Below are 898 nucleotides of genomic sequence, written 5' to 3'. Positions count from 1 at the left end.
TACCGTTCCCTCTCACATCTTATGATAAAATGACGCCGCAGCCGAAAGCTGCGGCCTCCTATGTATTACTTATCGAGCATCATTTTCGCTTTTAACGCCGCAAGTTCATCATCAACCTGGCTTGAACCGCCAGTGTCATACTTTGCAGTCAGATCAGCCATATCATCCTGCGGAACGCTGTTCAGTTCAGCCATTGCATTGGCCTGATCAAGTGCCTTATTTACTTTGTCCTCCATTCGGCCGAATGCAGACATTGATTGGCTTGTACTTGAAACAGAAGCGCCCAGTTTGTTTATTCTTTCTTGCGTTTTCGCTACTGCCCACTTCGCCTTGATCATATTTTTGCGTGCTTCCAGCTCTCCAATGTCAGATACCAATTTGTCATGCATCTTTCTCATCTGTGCGGCATTGGTTGCAGCAATTTGATTCGCCGCCTGCAGCTCAGAAAGCTTTGACTCCAAAGATGTTTTTCTTTCAAGAAATTTTCTCGCATCGCTCTCATTCCCGGCTTGCAGCGCCTCTGTCCAATAAAGCATTGATATTCGCAGACATAATATCTTTAAATCTTCCAATTATACTCATTATATCGTTCCTCCTAAAGCTAATTCGGTAACCCTTGTTACATATACTATTTATTATCGTTAAAAGTTTCACTTTTTTAATAAAAAATGACATTTCAAACAAAAAATATACAACTTTTTACCTGAACAAAAATGTAAGCAATAAAAAAAGATGCCCCCAAAAGTCCAAAGACTTTCAAGAAACATCTTCAATGATTTACAAAGAAACTTCGATCTCATCCAAGCTCGGCAGTGCATCAATCGCTCCAATTTTAGTGCACACAAGAGCTCCGACCTTATTGGCAAACGCCACAATCTCACGCAGTTTCACAAAATCA

The 898-nt window shown here is 40.9% G+C and carries 2 pseudogenes; both read right to left on the bottom strand.

What is annotated here, in order from left to right:
• Positions 1-65: 65 nt before the first annotated feature.
• Positions 66-582, bottom strand: a pseudogene (locus tag ACWHAR_RS24640) (PspA/IM30 family protein).
• A 195-nt stretch (positions 583-777) separates the two neighbouring features.
• A pseudogene (locus ACWHAR_RS24635) lies at positions 778-898 on the bottom strand (carbohydrate kinase); the annotation flags it as partial.

Source organism: Bacillus sp. LR--39 (assembly GCF_053613335.1).
Note: the sequence above shows the minus strand (reverse complement) of the source record. Positions and strands in the feature narration are given on the sequence as shown.